Source organism: Haladaptatus rarus, assembly GCF_054177585.1.
This window is the reverse complement of sequence record NZ_JBPEHG010000004.1, coordinates 52,570-67,244: the sequence shown is the minus strand read 5'-3', so window position 1 is coordinate 67,244 and position 14,675 is coordinate 52,570. Positions and strand designations below refer to the sequence as shown.

The window sequence follows — 14,675 nt, the reverse complement described above, 5'->3', positions numbered from 1 at the left end:
TATGAGTCGAATCCCTGACGCTGAAAACGAAAAACCCCTCCGTGAACGTATCGCTGACAACCCACGACCGGCCATGGTCTGGCTCGCCGGTTTCGTCGTCCTGTTCGCCCTCGAATTCGGTGCACTGGCGAGCACCGTGATGGCGATGCCGTGGGAACTGGTGATGAGCAAGCTATCGTTCCTACAGCCGATCGCCGCGCCATTCGCAACGGTCGGCGATGCGCTGGCTGACCTACCGACGCTACTGACGAGAATGAACTTCGACAACACCGGTTGGCGGACGCCGGGCGGCGGTTGGGAAGGAACCTTCCTCAATCTGCCGCCAGCTATCGTCTGGGCGATTCGCGTCGTGCTCGTGTACGCATACACGCTGGTGTTCATGTACTGGGGCTGGCGCGGCTACTTGACGTTCCGGGAGCATTACCGCTACGCCGAATGGACGCCACGTGACGACATGGTCAATCGATTCAGCAATCACGCGTGGGGGAAGTTCGGATTCGTCGTCGTCTTCATGTTCGTCGTGATGGCGATCTTTGCCCCAGCACTCGGCCCGACGACGGTCGAGAAGACCATCCAGAACCCATACTCCTACGAGATAAATTATCTGAACGAGGAGACGGGGGAAGTCGAGAAGATCCTCATCGGTGAGGCGAACCTCGGCTCCCGCTCGAAAGGTGGTGGCGGAAACGTCGGCCCGATGACCTACGACGACTACGGTAGATGGCACCCGTTCGGAACCATGCCAACCGGGAAGGACATGTTTACCTTCATGGTACACGGCGCACGCGTGTCGCTGTTCATCGGTGTCGTCGCCATCGGTCTGAGTGGACTCATCGCGGCAGGCTTCGCCCTGCTGACGGCGTACTACAAGGGTCTCATCGACCTCGGCGTCGTCATCGTGGGTGACTCCATCATGTCACTCCCCCGGCTGTTGTTCCTCATCCTGCTCTCGTTCGTCTTGCAGGGGACGTGGATCGCGGATATCTACAACGGCGGGTTCCTGTTGGCGCTGCTGTTCGCCGGAACGGGCTGGCCGTTCCTTTGGCGTGCAGTCCGTGGGCCGGCGTTCCAGGTCGCCGAGCAGGAATGGATCGATGCGGCAAAGAGCTTCGGTCAGAAGCCCCGTGTGACGATGCAGAAACACATGGCGCCGTACATCCTCGGCTATCTGCTCGTCTACGCTTCGATGAGTCTCGGCGGCATCATCATCGCCGTCGCAGGGCTCTCGTTCCTCGGACTGGGTATTAACCCACCGACGCCCGAATGGGGTCGTGCCGTGGACGTCGGACAGAGCTACGTAGCGACACAGTCGTGGCACATCTCGTTCATCCCCGGTGTGCTCATCGTGCTCGTCGTGACGGCGTTCAACGCACTGGGTGACGGTATCCGCGACGCCATCGACCCACAGAGCCAGACCGGTGAAGACGGCGGTGCTGAAGTCGCCGCGGCAGGAGGGAGTGGTGCATAATGGCGTCGAGCGAATACACCACGACGACGGCCCGCGAAGAGGCCATCCTGCAGGTCGAGAACCTACAGACCGCGTTCTTCACCGACAAGGAGGTCATCCGAGCGATCGATGGCGTCTCCTTCGACATCAAGCGTGGTGAGACGGTCGGTATCGTCGGCGAATCCGGCTCCGGAAAGAGCGTCACGGCACGCTCTATCATGGGTCTCATCAAGTCGCCGGGGCGCATCCTCGGCGGCAGCATCGATTTCGACGGCGAGGAGCTGACCACGAAGTCGGAAAAACAGTACCGGAAGATCCGTGGTGGGGACATCGCCATGGTGTTCCAAGACCCTCTGACGAGTCTGAACCCGGTCTACTCGGTCGGGAACCAGATCAAAGAGGCACTGCGTCTCCATCAGGGGCTCCGTGGAACGGAGGCGACCAAGGAGGCGATCAGTCTCCTCGAAGCGGTCGGCATTCCGGACGCCTCACGGCGCGTCAAGGAGTATCCCCACGAGTTCTCCGGCGGGATGCGCCAGCGCGCCGTCATCGCGATGGCACTGGCCTGTGACCCCGAACTCCTCATCTGTGACGAACCGACGACGGCACTGGACGTGACGATCCAGGCGCAGATCCTCGAACTGCTGGAGGAGTTGCAAGAAGAGCGTGACCTCGCCATCATGTTCATCACGCACGACATGGGCGTTATCGCGGAGATCGCAGACCGTGTGAACGTGATGTACGCCGGTGAGATCGTCGAAACCGCACCCGTCGTGGAACTGTTCGAGAATCCACGGCACCCCTACACGCGAGGGCTCCTTCGGAGTATCCCCGGCAACAATCCGGACTCCGACCGGTTGTCCACCATCGAGGGTGACGTGCCGACGCCGAACGAACCGGCGACCTACTGTCGCTTCGCGCCACGGTGTCCCGAGGCGTTCGACGAATGTGACAAGGTTCATCCGGTTTCACTCGAAGTCGAGGAGGACGCAGACGACCACACCGCCGCGTGCCTGCTCTACCCCGAAGATGTCTCGCAGGGACGGGCCATCGAACTGCATCGAGATGCAGCAACTGAAAGCGAGGAGGAACTATGAGCAAAGTCCAGCAGACTGAATCGGTAAGCGTCTCCGAAGGCGAGACGCTCGTGGAGGTCAACGAACTGAAGACCTACTACGGTGAAGGCGGACTCGTCGATTCGACCCCCGTCAAAGCCGTGGACGGTGTCTCACTCGACATCAAGCGCGGTGAGACGCTGGGGCTGGTCGGTGAATCGGGCTGTGGAAAATCGACGCTCGGTCGGACGCTCATCCAACTGGAGAACGCAACGGCAGGGGAAGTGCTGTTCGACGGTACCGACGTGACCGAACTCTCCGGCACGGAACTCAAAAACTGGCGGCGAAACAGCCAGATGGTCTTCCAGGACCCCGAATCCAGCCTCAACGACCGGATGACGGTCGGTGAGATCATCCGCGAACCGCTGGACGTTCACGACTGGAAGACGCCACGCGAACGCAGACAGCACGTCCGCGAACTGCTGGACGTGGTGGGACTGCGACCCGAACACTACTATCGCTACCCACACCAGTTCTCGGGTGGTCAGCGCCAGCGCGTCGGCATCGCCCGCGCGCTCGCGCTCGAACCCGAGTTCGTCGTGCTGGACGAGCCGGTTTCGGCATTGGACGTGTCCGTGCAGGCCCAGATCCTCAACCTGCTCGAAGATCTGCAGGACGAGTTCGGTCTTACCTACCTGTTCATCGCCCACGACCTCTCCGTGGTTCGCCACATCTGCGACCGGGTCGCGGTGATGTATCTCGGCCACATCATGGAACTGGGCGAGGCCGAAGAACTGTTCGAGAATCCCAAGAACCCCTACACCGTCTCGCTGCTGTCGGCGATTCCAGAGCCCGACCCCACAGCGGGCGGCGAGCGAATCACCCTTCGGGGGACGCCGCCGAGTCCGCGCGACCCACCGAAGGGATGTCCGTTCAGCACGCGCTGTCCGATGAAGATTCGCCCCGAAGAGTACCAGCACGTGGACGACGACCTCTGGATGAACGTCGAGATCTTCCGCGAGGTCGTCCGCGAACGGTCACGCGCCGAGCGGTCGATGCGCGACCAGTTGAAAGAGATGATCGGGATGGAGACGCGATTCTCCGACATCGGCGAGATTCGACAGGAGTTGTTCGGCGAGTTCGACGTTCCGAGGGAGATCGAAAAGCACATCGACGAGGCGGCAGACTACATCGAGAACAACGACGACCAGCAGGCCCGCGAGTACCTCCGGGACGTGTTCGGAAGCGTCTGTGACTCGGAACAACCGGACGACAACGTCGTGAGCGACACCGGTCGCTTCAGTCACTGCCACCGTCATCTGGACGAATACGCCGAACCGGAAGAGTTCACCCCCTACACGATGCGGTAATGGTCGACGTAGACCGGTCTCCGAGGCGATTTCGGCAGGTGCTCGACGCACTCGTCTACGGAGCCGCGGTGACCGGTGTCGTCTTCGTCGTCGGCGGGGTGGTGAGTCTCCTGTCCGGTCGTGGTCTCGTCGGCGTGAAGTACGTGCTGTTCATGGCCGGTATCTTACTGTTCGGCTACGCGACGCTCCAGCTCCGTCCCGACCCCCCGTGGGACATCGAGAAGACCGACGACGGGGGTGTCGAAGTCGTCCGCAACGAGAAGAAAGGGGAGGTCATCGGCGGGCGCAAAGAGACGCGTTTCCAGGCCATCGTCCAGCAGATTCCACCGTTGACACACTACTCGATCCCTCCTGAGGAACGACTTCCGAGTGCTGCGAAACTGTTTCTCGCAAGCATCATGGTGCTTGCCACGTCGTTCGTCATGGAAACCGTGTTCGGCGTTGGTGTATAACAACAGTTTTTACCGCTTCGAAGCCTGACATAGCAGTATGCCAGAAATCGGCGACGAGGACACCGACTACGCCGAGCGAATCGCCGCCAACGCAGACGTAGAGAAGGATGCGTGGGGGCGGACGCTCGACGATATGGAGTCGATGGCTGCCGACCTCGAATCTGAGGGATGGGACGTGATCCAGATTCCGGCGAGTCACACTGCACCCGAACATCCGGAAGCGGGTGAGACCGATCGATTCGGCTTCGTCTACGTCATCCCAGACAACTATGCCGAGGCGTTCTCCGAGGCTGTCGAGGCAGGCGATTTCCCGAAATACCAGGTTTTCCGGCAGGAGGTGAGTTCGCGGGTGTTCATGCTGACCCAGTATCTCGATGCCGAGACGGGGACCGCCATCCTCATCGCCGGAACGTACGAGATGATGCACGCGCCAGCACTTGTGAAGACGGCGATGCGCGAAGACGAGATGTACAGTCACGTCCAGACCATCGACGGGACGGTGCTCGGCTCGTTCCGCCACGACGAGTACACGAAGTTCTTCCCGAACCCGGAGAAGTACGAGAACTACGTCGTCGAACCGCAAGTCGGCGACCATCACGACGAGTAACGGCTCGTTTCCGTCTGCCGATTTACCGCATCGTCACGTAGATTCTTTCTTCCATTCTGAACACACCCTCTTTCGACGGAACTCACTCCGCGCTTCGCAGGGTACAAGAAGGGTGAAACCGTATCCGGCGCGTATGAACGTTGCCGAAGCGATGACGCCCCGCTCAGACGTGATTACTGTCGAGCTTCCGGGCACGCGCGACGACGTACTCGAATACCTACAGGAGCGGTCGTTCTCCTCCGTGCCGGTCGTCAAACAGACCGACGACGGTGAACAGTATCGCGGTCTCATCTCCCGTGACGACCTCATCGAGAATCCTGACGAAGACCAGCTCGCACTCCTGATGCGCGACGTGCCGACGACGACGCAGGACGCGTCCGTCGAGGAGGTTGCGGCACTGATGTTAGAAGAGGGTACTCGACGCGTGCCAGTCGTGGACGGCGAACTGGAAGGAATCGTCACCGTCACCGACGTCGTTCGGGCGATCGCCGAGAACGAAGCCGACGGCGACACCGAAGTCGGCGAGCTCGCGAACGGGGACGTGAACACGTGCTACATCGAAGCGCCGCTGACGGTCGCCGAGCGTGAGATCTTCTACGCGAACGTCCCCTACGCTATCGTGCTGGACGACGAAGGCGAGATGGACGGCATCCTCACCGAGGTGGACATCATCGAGGTCGCGCAGGTCGTCGAAGGGGAAGACGACACTGGCGGCAGTATCGCCGACGAAGACGACGATTGGATGTGGGAAGGCATCAAATCGGTCGGCAACAGCTACATCCCGACTCGAAACGTCAAGATTCCGTCCGCACCGGTTCGCGATTTCATGACCGACGACGTCGAGATGGTCTCGAAGCGGAAGACGGCCCGCGAGGTGGCCCAGACCATGCTCACGAAGGACATCGAACAGGTGCCACTCGTGAGTGGCGGCCAGCTCGTCGGCATCGTCCGTGACGTGAACTTGCTGGAGGCACTGGTATGAGTGAGGAGCTGGTCGAACTCGCCAAACGACGTGGCTTCTTCTTTCAGGCGGCGGAAGCGTACGGTGGCGTCTCCGGCTTCTACGTCTACGGTCCGGAAGGTGCGGCACTGAAACGAAATCTCGAAGATTCGTGGCGCGACCGGTTTCAGGTGCAGGAGGGCCACCGCGAGATAGAAGCGCCGACCGTGATGCCCGAACCCGTCTTCGAAGCGTCGGGCCACCTCGACACCTTCGACGACATGCTGGTCGAATGCCCGGAATGCGGCGAGAGCCACCGTGCCGACCACCTCATCGAGGACAACACGGGTATCGAGGACGCAGAGAGCCTCCCGCTGGGCGAAGTCGGCGAACTCATCGCCGAACACGACCTGCACTGCCCGAACTGTAACGCCGAACTCGCGGGCGAACCGGTCGAGGAATTCAACCTCATGTTCGAGACGGCTATCGGCCCCGGCTCTGGTTATCCCGGCTATCTGCGCCCAGAGACGGCACAGGGTATCTTCGTCGAGTTCCCTCGACTGTCGGAGTACGCCCGCAACCAGCTTCCGTTCGGCATCACGCAGATCGGCCCAGCCTACCGAAACGAGATCAGCCCTCGGAAGTCCATCGTCCGCGTCCGTGAGTTCACGCAAGCCGAACTCGAACATTTCATCGACCCAGAGACTGACGAACCGCCACTTCACCGGGTCGAAGACGTGGAAGTGACGCTCTACTCCGCCGAACAACAGAACGCCGAGGATGGCGACTACGTGCGGATGACGGTCGGCGAGGCGGTCGAAGAGGGCGTCATCGCGAGCGACTGGGTTGCGTACTATCTCGGTGTCGGGCAGGAGTGGTACGAGCGAGTCGGCGTCGATATGGATCGATTCCGCTTCCGTCAACACCTCGCAGGTGAGCGTGCCCACTACGCGAGCGACTGCTGGGACGCGGAAGCCGAGATCGATGGCGACTGGATCGAGATCACCGGTTACGCCTACCGGAGCGATTACGACCTCTCGAAACACGACGCGTACTCGGACGAGGATTTCACCGTCTTCCGCCAGTACGACGAGCCGAAGGTGGTCGAACGCGCGACCGTCGAACCGGACATGAGCTATCTCGGGCCGGAGTTCGGCGGTGCTGCTGCCGACATCGCCGACGCGCTCCAGACGCTCGCGGAGCGCGACCGCTCGGCGTTCGACGGCGACGAAGTCACCGTCGAAGTCGATGGTGATTCCTACATGATTCCGGTCGCAAAGACCGGCTTCAGCGTCGAGGAGGCCAAAGAGTCCGGCGAACATATCACGCCGCACGTCGTGGAACCGTCCATCGGTATCGACCGCGTGCTGTACACCGTCTTCGCTCACGCCTACGAGCAGGACGAAGTGGACGGCGAGACGCGCACTCGGTTGGCGATCGAACCCGAACTCGCACCGACCACGGTCGGCGTCTTCCCGCTGATGGACAAAGACGGCATGGGCGAGACGGCACGCGACATCGCCAGCGACCTTCGAGAACACGGCTTCGACGTGACCTACGACGATTCGGGGAACATCGGTCGGCGTTACCGGCGACAGGACGAAGTCGGCACCCCTTTCTGCGTGACGGTTGACTACGAGAGTCTGGACGACGAGGCCGTGACTCTCCGTGAACGTGACACGACCGAGCAGCGACGAGTCGCTATCGCCGACCTCCCTGCCATCCTCGACGACCTCCGGAGTGGCCACCGCACGTTCGCCGACCTCTAACCGTGCGGGGGGAAGTCAAGCGCCGTCTGGTACACGTCAGCGGAACCGGGATTCCGGCCCTGTACCTGCTGGACTTGCTGACGTGGGAGCAGTTGCGCTTGCTTCTCGTGCTTGGTTCGGCTGTCGCCCTCGTGCTCGAAATCATCCGACTGCTCGTCGGACTCGACTGGCGTATCTACGACGAACTCACTCGCGAGTACGAGCAGGACAACCTCGCGGGCTACGCGCTCTACTTCTTCGGGATGACGGTGACTGCGTGGGCGTTCGAACCACGTGTGGCGATTCCAGCGATGCTCATGCTGACTATCGCCGACCCCATCAGTGGTTTGCTCGGCTCGGGCGAACTCGGCGTCAAGGCGATCCACACCTTGCTCGTGACGTTCGCCGTCTGCCTCGTCATCGCGTCGCTCCTCGACCTGCCGCTTCCGGCCGCCGTGCTCGGTGCGCTGGCCGCGACGCTCGCCGACGGGGTGAAACCCGTCATCGCGGGGTACGTCATCGACGACAACCTCACGATTCCTATCGGTGCGGCGGTGGCGATCTTCCTCGGGCTTCAGTACGCTCCGTCCGTCGTCTAACTATCCGTCCCCGTATTTCGGCGTGCTGTGGTCGATTTCGCTGGTGGTTGTTCGGTCTCCTCTCTTGCCGACACGCACTATCTGTCGATGTGACGAATGTTGCCGTCAGGGAGCGCCTAACCACACGGGGAGCCACCAGACGAACCAGTATCCGATACGTTGCATTCGATCCGTCGAGGTTGGTTCCGTCCTCCGATACAAACCTTCACCGTTCACTTTCACCCCGCCACACGAACCCTTTAACGGGATGACGACGAAACCCTACGACGAATGGCGACCACGGACACGGAACAGAGCTACGTGGAACATCCCTATCTCGCGCCGCAGTTCATCGAGCGGCGACTCTATCAGATTCAACTCGCAGGCACTGCACGCAATCATCACACGCTCGTCTGTCTTCCGACGGGGCTGGGGAAGACGACGGTCAGTCTACTGGTCACGGCGGAGCGACTGAACGAGGTCGGTGGCAAATCGCTCCTGCTCGCGCCGACGAAACCGCTGGTCAACCAGCACGCGGATTTCTATCGGGAGGCGCTCTCCGTTCCGGACGAGGAGATCGTCGTGTTCACTGGGGAGGTGCGTCCCGACGAACGGTCGAAGCTGTGGGAGTCGTCGACGGTCATCATCGCCACGCCGCAGGTCGTGGAGAACGATCTGGTGGGCGGTCGAATCGATCTCGGGCCGGTCACGCACATCACCTTCGACGAGTGTCACCGCGCGACCGGCGACTACGCGTACAACTACATCGCAGAACGGTACCACGCGGACGCTCACGACCCGCTCGTCACCGGGATGAGTGCGTCACCGGGCGGTGACAAGGAATCGATCCTGGAGGTGTGTGAGAACCTCGGTCTTCACGAAGTCGAGGTGATGACCGAGGAAGACAGCGACGTTTCGACCTACACGCACGACACCGAAGTCGAGTGGGTTCGCGTCCAACTCCCGGACGAGATCATCGAGATCCGAGACGCATTGAACGAGGTCATCTCCGACCGGTTGGAGCGCCTGAAGCAACTCGGCGTCGTCAACACGACGCGCCCAGACATCTCCCAGAAGGATCTGAACAAGGTTCGCGGTGAGTTGCAGAAACTCATCGACAACGACCAGTCGGAAGGATACAAGGGGATGTCCGCCCACGCGGAGGTGATGAAACTCCGGCGGGCGGTCGAACTCGCCGAGACGCAGAGTGTCGAATCCCTTCGCCGGTACTTCGAACGCCAGCGCAACTCCGCCCGGTCGTCCGGCGCGTCGAAGGCCAGCCAGCGGATGGTGTCCGAGCCGAAAGTACAGGAAGCGATGCGGAAAGCGGTTCAGTTCGACGACCGTCACCCCAAGTTCCGGAAGGCACACACCTACGTCGCGCAGACGCTCGTCGACGGTGGGCAACGGATTATCGTCTTCACCGAATCGCGGGACACGGCGGAGACGCTGACCGAGTTCTTCGGCCAGCACTTCGACGCCCGGCGGTTCGTCGGACAGGGGGATAAGGAGGGGAGCGACGGGATGACCCAGAAACAACAGCAGGAGGTGTTGGACAACTTCCGCGCTGGCGAGTTCGAGGTGCTGGTGTCTACCTCCGTCGCGGAAGAGGGTCTGGACGTGCCCGAAGTCGATCTGGTGCTCTTTTACGAACCCGTCCCGACCGCAGTGCGCTCGATCCAGCGCAAGGGTCGGACTGGTCGGCAGGCACAGGGCCAGGTCGTCGTCTTGCTCGCCGAAGACACCCGTGACGAGGCGTACTTCTGGATCTCGAAGCGCCGGGAGGACGAGATGGAAGAAGAACTGCGGAAGCTGAAAGGCGTCGCCGCGGAAGTCGAAGAGGAACTCGACGACTCGCAGCAGACGCTCGGCGATTTCGGCGGCGACGGCGAAACGTCCGAAGTGAACCACGGTCTTCAGGAGTTCGAGACGGAAGGCCGTAGTACGGACGAGTTGGACGGCGTGGTCGCAACTGCCCGGAGACGCGAGAACGGCGAGAGCGTCGAGATCGTCGCCGACCAGCGCGAACTCGACGCGAACATCGCCCGTGACCTCTCGGCACGAGACGGGGTCGACGTGCGCCTCGAAACGCTCGCGGTCGGTGATTACGTGTTGAGCGACCGGGTCGTCGTGGAGCGAAAATCGGTGAGTGACTTCCTCGACACGCTGGTCGGTGGCGACCGCTCCGTGTTCGAGCAGGTGGGTGATATGAACCGCCACTACGCCCGACCGGTCGTCATCATCGAGGGTGAAGGGCTGTACGAACAGCGGAACGTCCACCCGAACGCGATTCGGGGCGCGATCGCGTCACTCGCGGTCGATTTCGGTGCGAGTATTCTCAGAACGGAAGACGAGAACGACACCGCCGACCTGCTCGAAGTCATCGCCACGCGCGAACAGGAGGTGAGCAAGCGCGAGGTTTCGGTTCACGGCGACAAACACGCGAAGACGCTTCCGGAACAACAGGAGTACGTCGTCGCTTCCATCGCCGACATCGGCCCCGTCACCGCTCGCTCGCTGCTGGAGCAGTTCGAATCGGTTCAAGCAGTCATGACCGCATCGAAAGACGAACTTATGGAAACGCAGGGAGTCGGCGAGGTGACCGCCGACCGCATCCGTGAGGTCGTCGCCAGCGAGTACGAGCCGTAAGGGGTAGTTTCCAGGCGACGGTTTCGGTGTGACTGGATGGCTTCGACATCTCTTACGACGCCATTTTCCATCACTCGTTTTCTCGGTCATGCCGGCTTAACACAGTTCATTGTCCAGAGAACGGGCCGAATACTGGGGTATGAACAGCGTGAACGGTCGCGCCACATTAAATGCCTCCCGTCCATTTACCCGGATGAGAGTAAACCCATGCTGATCCGATTCCGAGAAAAGGATGACGACGACGGGCGGGATATCGAAGAGTTGTACGGAACCCCACAGCACGAAACGAGCGGACAGACGCCCGAGAAGGAACTGTACGGCAAGCCACAGCACCACGTTCCGGATAACCGCTTCCCCTCGGAGTTCGACCCCGATCTCGGCTACGTGCTCGATTGGTTCGACCAGCCGTGGTACGTGAACAAGCGTTCGACCCGACTGTAGTCGCTTTTCTTTACGGAACGATAGTCACTGGAACCGCTTCTGCACGGACGATGGTTTCGGCGGCGCTTCCGAGTATCGCTCGTTCGATGGTTCCTGACCCCTGATGACCCATGATGACGTGGTCGTATCCGTTCGTGTTCACCAGTTCGAGGATGTTCTCACCGACGCGGTCTGCGGGTCGGAACTCCAGTTGCATATCGGTCCAGAGTTTCACATCCGCATCGACGCCTTCCGACTCGACCACTTCACGGGCGCGTGAGAGGATCTCGTCGGTCGCGTCGGTCTGTTCGTTGGAGAAGTGAACGACGTGGAGCGTCGCGTCGAATTCCTGGGCGAACGTCACAGCGAACTGAAGTGCGCGAGAACTACACTCCGAACCGTCGATAGGGACGAGTACGTCCATGACAGGTGGTTGGTTGGTTCGGGCTTAACGTTTCGCCCGTTCGAGTGCCGCCAGTGCCTCTGCTGCTTCGCGTGTCGCGCTCAGCAGTTCCCGTGCGTATCCTACGTCGTCCGTCTCCTCCGCTTCGCGCGCGAGCCGCGTCAGTTTCCGGCGCAGTGCGTTCCGAGCTCCGGTGAGATCACCCGTGTCTCCGAACTCGTCTCGCCGAGCATCGGCCTGTGCTCCCGCCTGGTGGGGTTCTCGACTCCGACCGCGTGCCGCTTCTGACTGGCTCGATGGCGCACGCCGAGGCTGTCGCGGCGGTGTCGGTGGCTGACCGGATTCGTCCGACTGCGTGTTCGTCTCCGGGTTGGAACCGGACTGCTCGACTTCGATCTCGGTCGCTCCGTCGGCGGGTGTTGTGTTGGCAGATGCTGCATCGGCGGATGTTGCGTCGGCAGATGGTCCATCAGCAGATGCTGCGCCGGCGGCAGTTTCTTCAGTCGGTATGTCCCCGGAGGCGCTCTCTGCGGTCGTCCCCGTGTTCGTCTCCTGCTGGCACGTCGGACAGAACTCGGTTCCGTCGTATCGGAAGATAGGGTCGCCACAGGTGTCGCAGTGTTTTCCCGTCATCGTCGCGCCTTGCAACAGCAGCTCGCTCATTCGCTGTGTCGCCTGTCGCTCCTCCTTGTCCTTCTCGTACTGCTGGCGGAGTTTCTCCCGCTCAGCTTCCTTATCGAAGTCGCTCATGTGCGACCAGAGACTGTCCAGACTCTTGCCGCTTTCCCTCAGCCCGGAGGTTTATATACGACCCCGCGACCAGAACCGCCGTGTCGAAGATACCCTTCAGTGAACTCGAAACCGCCGCATACTGCCCGCGGAAGCTCTACTACCTGCGCCGGGACGACATCGACGTTCCCGACCTCGTTGCCGAACGGCGGCAACTCGCGTTCGAGTACGAGGCGCTTCTCGACGAGGACATCACAGATCGTCCACTCGCCATCTCTCCCGCTCAGTTCCGGTCGAATCTCGGACGGGCGACACAACTCGACGCGTGGTCGGAACTGGTCGCCCCCGCCGACCGCGAACGACTGGTCGAAGGAAAGGACTGCCGTGGTATCGTTCACAAGGTGCTCGATCTCGAAACCCCCGTCCCATCGATGGTGTTCACCGGAACGCCACCCGAACAAGGCGTCTGGGGGCCTCAAACTGTCCGGACGGTCGCGGCAGCGAAAGCCCTCTCGTGGGAACACGAACAGGCGGTCGAACGCGCGTTCGTCGAATATCCTGCCTACGGGGTCGTCCGTGAGATTCAGCTTACTATCCGGCGGAAAGCCGCCTATCGCCGCACCGTCAGAACCACTCGCGCGATCGACGGGCCGCCACCGCGATCGAAAAACGAGTCCAAGTGCGACGCCTGCGAGTACCGGGCCGAGTGCGGCGTGAAATCTCGTTCACTTCGGTCACTTCTCGGCGGCTAGCCACACCTCGATCTCGTCAGCGTCCGACCCTCGTCGGAGTATCTCGCCGCGTTCGACGTTCACGACGGTGCTCGCGGTTCCCCCCGTCTCTCCGTCGTCGAGCACGACCGACGCCGCGTCTCTGACCTCGGTGTCGAGGTCGTCCACGCGCGTCACGCTCGCTCGCCCGCTCACGTTCGCGCTCGTGCTGGTGACCGGCGTGGGAGCGACGCGTCGAAGGAATTCCAGCGCGACCGGGTGGTCGGGAATCCGGACGCCCACGCGCGCTCGGCCAGCGGTAAGGACGTCCGGAACCGGCTCCCGCTTCTCACAGAGAACAGTCACGGGGCCGGGGAGAAACTGCTGCATGAACTCGCGTTCGCGCTCCGTCGGGCGGACGTAGGGGAGTGCCGACTCTACGTCCGGGACGGCGAGCGAGATGGGTTTCTCGCGCGCCCGTCGTTTCGCGTCGAACACGCTTCGGATGGCGTCCGGATCGAGCGCGTCTGCGCCGAGACCGTACACCGTCTCGGTCGGGTAGACGACGAGGTTCCCGTCCTGGACCGCCGCCACTGCTCGTTCGAGGTCGTCCATGGCAACTGTTCGGCCATCCGGCGAAAAAAGCGTAGCGTCCTCGGACGGTCGGGCTTATCGCTCTTCGATGGCGCGCTCGATCTCGTCGTAATCGGGGAACTCGGGCCACTCCGTCGCGACCCACGCGTACTCGACGGTTCGGTCTTCGTCCAGGAGGAAGACGGCTGGTCGGGGTTCGCTGATGCCCGCCATCCCGTCCAGATCGTTGCTAATGCCGTATTGTTCCGCGACCTCGTTTGCGGGGTCGCTGAACAGTCGGTATGCTATCCCGCGCTCTTCGATGAGCGTCTTGTGCTCGTAGGGCGTCGAGATCGAGAGGCCGACGATCTGCAGATCGTGGTCGTCGTCCCACGCGCGCTCCCGGAGTTCGTTCCAGATGTAGGTCGCAGGGAATCCGCCGTCCATGCTGTGGAAGACGAGTAACGTCGGGCCATCAGCGGTCACGTCGGACAGCGACACGTCTTCCCAGAACTCATCGTCGACGAGCGGACGAGTGAAGTCCGGTGCCGTCTCTCCCACTTCGGGGTGGTCGGCGTCACCGAGTTCGACCACGTCGAAGTCCACCATTATTCGCCTCTCCCGTACGTGTTTTCGAGGTACTCCACGATGTTCGCGCTCTCGCTCATCGTCACACCCGTGTTCTCGTCGACGATGGCGGGAACGGTTCGCTTTCCGCTGATGCGCTTGACGACGTTCCGCTCCGAATGCATCGGTTCGATGAACCGTGACTGGTACGAAAGGTCATATTCCTGTAATTTCCGAACCACACGCTCACAGAACGGGCAGGCCTGCAGTCGGTACAGGGTGATGGGTGGAGCTGCTGTTTCGGCACTCATATCCGTCTTTTGGGTAGAAACGCCTGTAAGGGCTTCGCTCGCGGCAGTTTCACCCGTAATGTCTCCTCAGCAAAAGAATAAAGAGTTAATCCCGCTGATGCTCAAGATGGGTCATT

At 61.6% G+C, this 14,675-nt stretch carries 16 protein-coding genes; 11 read left to right on the top strand and 5 right to left on the bottom strand.

Annotation, left to right across the window (positions count from 1 at the left end):
* The first annotated feature begins 1 nt into the window (after position 1).
* The 10 genes from ACR3FE_RS11470 (at position 2) to ACR3FE_RS11425 (ending at position 11,287) form a co-directional block, all read left to right on the top strand.
* Entirely contained in the window at positions 2–1,468 is a 1,467-nt protein-coding gene (locus tag ACR3FE_RS11470; protein WP_458207269.1) for an ABC transporter permease, read from the top strand.
* A complete protein-coding gene (locus ACR3FE_RS11465) occupies positions 1,468–2,544 on the top strand; it encodes an ABC transporter ATP-binding protein (protein ID WP_458207268.1) in 1,077 nt (358 codons plus the stop codon). The genes ACR3FE_RS11470 and ACR3FE_RS11465 overlap by 1 nt, the downstream gene beginning before the upstream one ends.
* Entirely contained in the window at positions 2,541–3,872 is a 1,332-nt protein-coding gene (locus ACR3FE_RS11460; protein WP_458207267.1) for an ABC transporter ATP-binding protein, read from the top strand. The genes ACR3FE_RS11465 and ACR3FE_RS11460 overlap by 4 nt, the downstream gene beginning before the upstream one ends.
* Positions 3,872–4,324 carry a DUF7555 family protein gene (locus ACR3FE_RS11455; RefSeq protein WP_458207266.1) on the top strand — a complete coding sequence of 151 codons (453 nt, stop codon included), beginning with the start codon at positions 3,872–3,874 and terminating at the stop codon, positions 4,322–4,324. The genes ACR3FE_RS11460 and ACR3FE_RS11455 overlap by 1 nt, the downstream gene beginning before the upstream one ends.
* A gap of 37 nt (positions 4,325–4,361) precedes the next feature.
* Entirely contained in the window at positions 4,362–4,931 is a 570-nt protein-coding gene (locus ACR3FE_RS11450) for a DUF7529 family protein (protein WP_458207265.1), read from the top strand.
* A 133-nt stretch (positions 4,932–5,064) separates the two neighbouring features.
* On the top strand, positions 5,065–5,913 hold the full coding sequence (locus ACR3FE_RS11445; protein ID WP_458207263.1) for a CBS domain-containing protein: 849 nt from the start codon (positions 5,065–5,067) through the stop codon (positions 5,911–5,913).
* The gene (gene glyS / locus ACR3FE_RS11440) at positions 5,910–7,640 is read left to right on the top strand and encodes a glycine--tRNA ligase (RefSeq protein ID WP_458207262.1); all 1,731 of its coding nucleotides are present in this window, start codon (positions 5,910–5,912) and stop codon (positions 7,638–7,640) included. The genes ACR3FE_RS11445 and glyS overlap by 4 nt, the downstream gene beginning before the upstream one ends.
* A gap of 2 nt (positions 7,641–7,642) precedes the next feature.
* Entirely contained in the window at positions 7,643–8,218 is a 576-nt protein-coding gene (locus ACR3FE_RS11435) for a dolichol kinase (RefSeq protein ID WP_458207261.1), read from the top strand.
* A 270-nt stretch (positions 8,219–8,488) separates the two neighbouring features.
* Positions 8,489–10,846, top strand: coding sequence for a DEAD/DEAH box helicase (locus ACR3FE_RS11430; RefSeq protein ID WP_458207260.1), 2,358 nt, complete (start codon positions 8,489–8,491; stop codon positions 10,844–10,846).
* A 207-nt stretch (positions 10,847–11,053) separates the two neighbouring features.
* On the top strand, positions 11,054–11,287 hold the full coding sequence (locus tag ACR3FE_RS11425; RefSeq protein WP_458207259.1) for a hypothetical protein: 234 nt from the start codon (positions 11,054–11,056) through the stop codon (positions 11,285–11,287).
* A gap of 10 nt (positions 11,288–11,297) precedes the next feature.
* On the opposite strand, the gene ACR3FE_RS11420 is transcribed toward ACR3FE_RS11425, so the two are convergent.
* On the bottom strand, positions 11,298–11,690 hold the full coding sequence (locus ACR3FE_RS11420) for a universal stress protein (protein ID WP_458207258.1): 393 nt from the start codon (positions 11,688–11,690) through the stop codon (positions 11,298–11,300).
* Between the two features lie 24 nt (positions 11,691–11,714).
* Complete coding sequence (locus ACR3FE_RS11415; RefSeq protein ID WP_458207256.1) at positions 11,715–12,419, bottom strand: Sjogren's syndrome/scleroderma autoantigen 1 family protein; 705 nt, start codon at positions 12,417–12,419, stop codon at positions 11,715–11,717.
* Positions 12,420–12,499: 80 nt separating this feature from the next.
* Here ACR3FE_RS11415 and ACR3FE_RS11410 point away from each other — a divergent pair, with 80 nt between their 5' ends.
* A complete protein-coding gene (locus tag ACR3FE_RS11410; protein WP_458207255.1) occupies positions 12,500–13,150 on the top strand; it encodes a CRISPR-associated protein Cas4 in 651 nt (216 codons plus the stop codon).
* Here ACR3FE_RS11410 and ACR3FE_RS11405 read toward each other — a convergent pair.
* Genes ACR3FE_RS11405 through ACR3FE_RS11395 form a run of 3 tightly spaced genes read right to left on the bottom strand, consistent with a single transcriptional unit; the run spans position 13,133 to position 14,559 of the window.
* Complete coding sequence (locus ACR3FE_RS11405; protein ID WP_458207253.1) at positions 13,133–13,723, bottom strand: L-threonylcarbamoyladenylate synthase; 591 nt, start codon at positions 13,721–13,723, stop codon at positions 13,133–13,135. The two genes, ACR3FE_RS11410 and ACR3FE_RS11405, sit on opposite strands and share 18 nt — an antisense overlap.
* Before the next feature lie 54 nt (positions 13,724–13,777).
* Positions 13,778–14,290, bottom strand: coding sequence for a redoxin domain-containing protein (locus ACR3FE_RS11400; RefSeq protein WP_458207252.1), 513 nt, complete (start codon positions 14,288–14,290; stop codon positions 13,778–13,780).
* Positions 14,290–14,559 carry a glutathione S-transferase N-terminal domain-containing protein gene (locus tag ACR3FE_RS11395; protein WP_458207251.1) on the bottom strand — a complete coding sequence of 90 codons (270 nt, stop codon included), beginning with the start codon at positions 14,557–14,559 and terminating at the stop codon, positions 14,290–14,292. The genes ACR3FE_RS11400 and ACR3FE_RS11395 overlap by 1 nt, the downstream gene beginning before the upstream one ends.
* Between the last annotated feature and the right edge of the window lie 116 nt (positions 14,560–14,675).

What these genes read in the sequence shown, in the direction of transcription:
- ACR3FE_RS11470 (WP_458207269.1), top strand. Translation starts at nt 2, where the DNA reads ATGAGTCGAATCCCTGACGCTGAAAACGAAAAACCCCTCCGTGAACGT.
- ACR3FE_RS11465 (WP_458207268.1), top strand. Translation starts at nt 1,468, where the DNA reads ATGGCGTCGAGCGAATACACCACGACGACGGCCCGCGAAGAGGCCATC.
- ACR3FE_RS11460 (WP_458207267.1), top strand. Translation starts at nt 2,541, where the DNA reads ATGAGCAAAGTCCAGCAGACTGAATCGGTAAGCGTCTCCGAAGGCGAG.
- ACR3FE_RS11455 (WP_458207266.1), top strand. Translation starts at nt 3,872, where the DNA reads ATGGTCGACGTAGACCGGTCTCCGAGGCGATTTCGGCAGGTGCTCGAC.
- ACR3FE_RS11450 (WP_458207265.1), top strand. Translation starts at nt 4,362, where the DNA reads ATGCCAGAAATCGGCGACGAGGACACCGACTACGCCGAGCGAATCGCC.
- ACR3FE_RS11445 (WP_458207263.1), top strand. Translation starts at nt 5,065, where the DNA reads ATGAACGTTGCCGAAGCGATGACGCCCCGCTCAGACGTGATTACTGTC.
- glyS (WP_458207262.1), top strand. Translation starts at nt 5,910, where the DNA reads ATGAGTGAGGAGCTGGTCGAACTCGCCAAACGACGTGGCTTCTTCTTT.
- ACR3FE_RS11430 (WP_458207260.1), top strand. Translation starts at nt 8,489, where the DNA reads ATGGCGACCACGGACACGGAACAGAGCTACGTGGAACATCCCTATCTC.
- ACR3FE_RS11425 (WP_458207259.1), top strand. Translation starts at nt 11,054, where the DNA reads ATGCTGATCCGATTCCGAGAAAAGGATGACGACGACGGGCGGGATATC.
- ACR3FE_RS11420 (WP_458207258.1), bottom strand. Translation starts at nt 11,690, where the DNA reads ATGGACGTACTCGTCCCTATCGACGGTTCGGAGTGTAGTTCTCGCGCA.
- ACR3FE_RS11415 (WP_458207256.1), bottom strand. Translation starts at nt 12,419, where the DNA reads ATGAGCGACTTCGATAAGGAAGCTGAGCGGGAGAAACTCCGCCAGCAG.
- ACR3FE_RS11405 (WP_458207253.1), bottom strand. Translation starts at nt 13,723, where the DNA reads ATGGACGACCTCGAACGAGCAGTGGCGGCGGTCCAGGACGGGAACCTC.
- ACR3FE_RS11400 (WP_458207252.1), bottom strand. Translation starts at nt 14,290, where the DNA reads ATGGTGGACTTCGACGTGGTCGAACTCGGTGACGCCGACCACCCCGAA.
- ACR3FE_RS11395 (WP_458207251.1), bottom strand. Translation starts at nt 14,559, where the DNA reads ATGAGTGCCGAAACAGCAGCTCCACCCATCACCCTGTACCGACTGCAG.